Annotated in this window: 4 protein-coding genes; all 4 read left to right on the plus strand. The window is 72.0% G+C overall.

Features of this window, described 5'->3' with window-relative positions; all coding sequences use genetic code 11:
- Positions 1–125: 125 nt before the first annotated feature.
- The 4 genes from ACFWAR_RS39160 to ACFWAR_RS39175 are packed head-to-tail and all read left to right on the plus strand — an operon-like array spanning position 126 to position 4,639.
- Positions 126–2,702: an ATP-binding protein gene (locus tag ACFWAR_RS39160; protein ID WP_385788440.1), complete on the plus strand. Its 2,577-nt coding sequence runs from the start codon at positions 126–128 to the stop codon at positions 2,700–2,702.
- Positions 2,699–3,385 carry a response regulator gene (locus ACFWAR_RS39165; RefSeq protein ID WP_354384621.1) on the plus strand — a complete coding sequence of 229 codons (687 nt, stop codon included), beginning with the start codon at positions 2,699–2,701 and terminating at the stop codon, positions 3,383–3,385. Before ACFWAR_RS39160 ends, ACFWAR_RS39165 begins: the two co-directional genes overlap by 4 nt.
- Positions 3,386–3,409: 24 nt before the next feature.
- Positions 3,410–3,829, plus strand: coding sequence for an OB-fold nucleic acid binding domain-containing protein (locus ACFWAR_RS39170; RefSeq protein ID WP_330333123.1), 420 nt, complete (start codon positions 3,410–3,412; stop codon positions 3,827–3,829).
- 3 nt (positions 3,830–3,832) lie between these two features.
- The gene (locus ACFWAR_RS39175) at positions 3,833–4,639 is read left to right on the plus strand and encodes a DUF3159 domain-containing protein (RefSeq protein ID WP_385788444.1); all 807 of its coding nucleotides are present in this window, start codon (positions 3,833–3,835) and stop codon (positions 4,637–4,639) included.
- Positions 4,640–4,688: the final 49 nt, after the last annotated feature.

Genomic DNA, 4,688 nt, shown 5'->3' on the forward strand with positions numbered 1-4,688 from the left:
CCCTCGCGGGGTGCGGCCCACGGCCGTTCCCGCCGGCGGCCGACACGCGTCAGAGATCCGTCAGGGATGGCCGTACGGGGGTTCATCCGCGCGTATTCGGTCGACTCGTCCCGGAGAATGAGCGCATGGGACGCGGCAAACTACGGATCTACCTCGGCGCGGCGCCCGGCGTGGGCAAGACCTACGCCATGCTGTCCGAGGGCCACCGCCGGGTGGAGCGGGGCACGGACTGCGTGGTGGGCTTCGTCGAGCACCACGGGCGCCCGCGCACCGAGGTGATGCTGCACGGCCTGGAGCAGACGCCGCGCCGCGAGGCGACGTACCGCGGGGCCGCCTTCACCGAGATGGACGTGGACGCGCTCCTCGCCCGCAGGCCCGCGATAGCCCTGGTGGACGAGCTGGCGCACACGAACGTGCCGGGCTCGCGCAACGCCAAGCGCTGGCAGGACGTCGAGGAGCTGCTCAAGGCGGGCATCGACGTGATCTCCACGGTGAACATCCAGCACCTGGAGTCCCTGGGCGACGTGGTCGAGGCGATCACGGGGGTCCGTCAGCGGGAGACCGTCCCCGACGAGGTGGTGCGGCGGGCCGACCAGATCGAACTGGTCGACATGTCCCCGCAGGCGCTGCGCCGCCGCATGGCGCACGGCAACGTCTACCAGCCCGACAAGGTCGACGCGGCCCTGTCCAACTACTTCCGGCCCGGCAACCTCACCGCCCTGCGCGAGCTGGCCCTGCTGTGGGTCGCGGACCGGGTCGACGAGTACCTCAACGAGTACCGGGGCGAGCACGGCATCCGCTCCACCTGGCAGGCGCGCGAGCGGATCGTCGTCGGCCTGACCGGCGGCCCGGAGGGGCGCACGCTGATCCGCCGTGCGGCCCGGATGGCGGCCAAGGGCTCCGGCAGCGAGATCATGGCCGTCTACATCGCCCGCAGCGACGGGCTGACCGCGGCCTCGCCCAAGGAGCTGGCGGTCCAGCGGACCCTGGTCGAGGACCTTGGCGGAACGTTTCACCATGTGATCGGCGACAACATCCCCGACGCCCTGCTGGAATTCGCCCGGGGGGTCAACGCCACGCAGATCGTCCTCGGCTCCAGCCGCCGCAAGGCCTGGCAGTACGTCTTCGGTCCCGGCGTCGGCGCCACCGTGGCCCGCGACTCCGGACCCGACCTCGACGTCCACATCGTCACCCACGAAGGGGTGGCCAAGGGGCGCGGGCTGCCCGTCGTGCGCTCCGCCGCCCGGCTCGGCCGGCGCAGGATCGTGGCCGGCTGGCTGGTCGGCGTACCGCTGCCCGGACTGCTCGCCCTGGTCCTCACGCACGTCGACTCCGACCCCGGCATCGCCAACGAGATGCTGCTCTTCCTCTCGCTGACGGTCGGGGCCGCGCTGCTCGGCGGGCTCTGGCCGGCGCTCGCCTCGGCGGCCCTCGGCTCCCTGCTGCTCAACTTCTACTTCGCCCCGCCGGTCCACCGCTTCACCGTCTCCGACCCCAAGAACATCGTGGCCATCGCCGTCTTCTTCGGGGTGGCCGTGTCCGTGGCCTCCGTGGTCGACCTGGCCGCCCGGCGCACCCACCAGGCGGCCCGGCTGCGGGCCGAGTCCGAGATCCTCTCCTTCCTCGCGGGCAGCGTCCTGCGCGGCGAGACCACCCTCGACGCCCTGCTGGAGCGGGTCCGGGAGACCTTCGCCATGGAGTCGGTGGCCCTGCTGGAACGCACGGCCGACGTGGAACCCTGGACCTCCGCCGGCAGCGTCGGCCCCGATCCGGTGGCCCGCCCCGAGGACGCCGATGTGGACATGCCCATCGGCGACCACATGGCGCTGGCCCTGAGCGGGCGCGTGCTGCCCGCGGAGGACCGCCGGGTACTGGGCGCCTTCGCCGCGCAGGCCGCCGTCGTACTGGACCGCCAGCGCCTGGTCGGCGAGGCCGAGGACGCCCGCCGGATGGCCGAGGGCAACCGGATCCGCACCGCGCTGCTCGCCGCCGTCAGCCACGACCTGCGCACCCCGCTGGCCTCGATCAAGGCCTCCGTGAGCTCGCTGCGCTCCGACGACGTGGAATGGTCCGAGGAGGACAGCGCCGAGCTGCTGGCGGGGATCGAGGAGGGCGCCGACCGGTTGGACCACCTCGTGGGCAACCTGCTCGACATGTCCCGGCTGCAGACCGGCACGGTCACCCCGCTGATCCGGGAGATCGACCTCGACGAGGTGGTCCCGATGGCGCTGGGCGGCGTACCGGAGGACAGCGTGGTGCTCGACGTGCCGGAGTCGCTGCCGATGGTCGCGGTGGATCCGGGACTGCTGGAGCGGGCCGTGGCCAACGTGGTCGAGAACGCCGTGAAGTACAGCCCGGGAGGGGAACCGGTGACCGTCGCCGCGAGTTTCCTCGGTGACCGGGTCGAGGTCCGCGTGGTGGACCGGGGACCCGGCGTGCCCGACGAGGCCAAGGACAAGATCTTCGCGCCCTTCCAGCGCCACGGGGACGCCCCGCGGGGCGCCGGGGTCGGCCTCGGCCTCGCCGTGGCCCGCGGTTTCGCCGAAGCCATGGGCGGCACCCTGGCGGCCGAGGACACCCCCGGCGGGGGACTGACGATGGTGCTCACCCTGCGCGCCGCCGGCGGCCGGGACCGATCGGCCGCCGCCGGGGACAGCATGCTCACACCGACAACCGTGCGACAGAAGGCAGGACCCCAATGACCCGGGTGCTCGTGGTGGACGACGAGCCGCAGATCGTCCGAGCCCTCGTGATCAACCTCAAGGCGCGCAAGTACGAGGTCGACGCCGCCGCCGACGGGGCCCAGGCCCTGGAGCTGGCCGCGGCCCGCCACCCCGACGTGGTCGTGCTCGACCTGGGCCTGCCCGACATGGACGGGGTCGAGGTGATCCGCGGGCTGCGCGGCTGGACCCGGGTGCCCATCCTGGTGCTCTCCGCCCGCCACAGCTCCGACGAGAAGGTCGAGGCGCTGGACGCGGGCGCCGACGACTACGTCACCAAGCCCTTCGGCATGGACGAGCTGCTCGCCCGGCTGCGCGCCGCCGTCCGCCGGGCCGAACCCGGCGCCGGCGCGGGCGAGGACGAGGTGGTCGTGCGGACCGAGGGGTTCACCGTGGACCTGGCCGCGAAGAAGGCGGTGCGCGAGGGGCGCGACGTACGCCTGACCCCCACCGAGTGGCACCTGCTGGAGGTCCTGGTCCGCAACGGGGGCAAGCTGGTCAGCCAGAAGCAGCTGCTCCAGGAGGTCTGGGGGCCCTCGTACGGCACCGAGACCAACTACCTGCGGGTCTACATGGCGCAGCTGCGCCGCAAGCTGGAGGCCGACCCCTCGCACCCGCGGCACTTCATCACCGAACCGGGCATGGGATACCGCTTCGAGAGGTAGCCGACGCGCCGGTACGCTTCCTGTATGAGTGCTGAACCGCGTCCCGAGAAGCCCGCGAAACCGGCCAGGCCGGGGGGCCGGTTCCGCCGGATGATAGAGCGGCTTTCCACCTCCCAGGAGGAGCTGCATTCGGCGGAGCTGCAAGAGGACGCAGAAGCCGCGGGGTGCACGCGGATCTGCGACTGCCACGACCGCCAGATAGTCAAGGTCACCGGTACGCTGCGCACGGTCACGCTGCGGCCGAGGGCGGGCGTGCCGGCGCTGGAGGCGGAGCTGTTCGACGGCTCCGCCGCGCTGGACGTCGTCTGGCTCGGCCGTCGCTCGATCGTGGGTATCGAACCGGGCAGGCGCATGATCGCCTCCGGGCGGATCTCCATGAGCCATGGGCGCCGGGTCCTCTTCAACCCGAAGTACGAACTCCGACCGCTCGGACAGGAGCACTAGCCGGTGACGTCATTCGACAAACCGACCCATCAGCCGACGGGCCCGTCGCAGGAGGCGCGGGCGCGCCACGCCAGGGTGCCCGACGCGCAGCTGCCGGACGCGCAGCCGACCGAGGACCAGAAGGCCGTGACCCAGGCGGCCCTCTTCGACGCCTTCGGCGGCATCCGGGGCACGGTCGAGACCATGCTCCCGGGCCTGCTCTTCGTCATGATCTACACGATCAACAAGAACGTGACGATGTCCGCCATCGCGGCGGGCGCGGTCGCGGTCCTGCTGGTCATCGTGCGGCTCGCCCGCAAGGACACCGTCAAGCACGCCTTCAGCGGCGTCTTCGGCGTGGGCGTCGGCGTGGCCTTCGCCCTGTTCACCGGCACCGCCAAGGGCTTCTACCTGCCCGGGATGATCTACGGCGCCGGGCTGGGCGTGGCCTTCACGCTCTCCGCGCTCGTGGGCTTCCCGTTGCTCGGGGTGATGCTCGGGCCGGTCTTCAAGGAGAACCTGTCCTGGCGCACCCGCAACCCGGGGCGCAAGAAGGCGTACACCAAGGCGAGTCTGGCCTGGGGCCTGATCTTCCTCGCCAAGTACGCGATCCTCTTCCCGCTGTACTTCTGGGGTGACGAGACGCAGCTGGGCTGGGTGCTGATCGCGCTCAAGCTGCCGCCGATGGTGCTGGCCGTCTACTTCACCTGGCTCTTCCTGGCGAAGGCGCCGCCGCCGATCAACGTGCTGGCGGAGTGGGAGGCCGAGGAGGCCGCCGAGAAGGAGCGCAAGGCGGCGGCGAAGGCCGCGAAGGCGGCGCGCAACCCGTAGGCCCGAGGGGCCGCGGGAACACGGGAAGGGGCGGGCGGCCTTCGGGCTG

The sequence above is a fragment of the Streptomyces sp. NPDC059917 genome, assembly GCF_042730635.1.
In the GTDB taxonomy this organism is placed as follows: domain Bacteria; phylum Actinomycetota; class Actinomycetes; order Streptomycetales; family Streptomycetaceae; genus Streptomyces.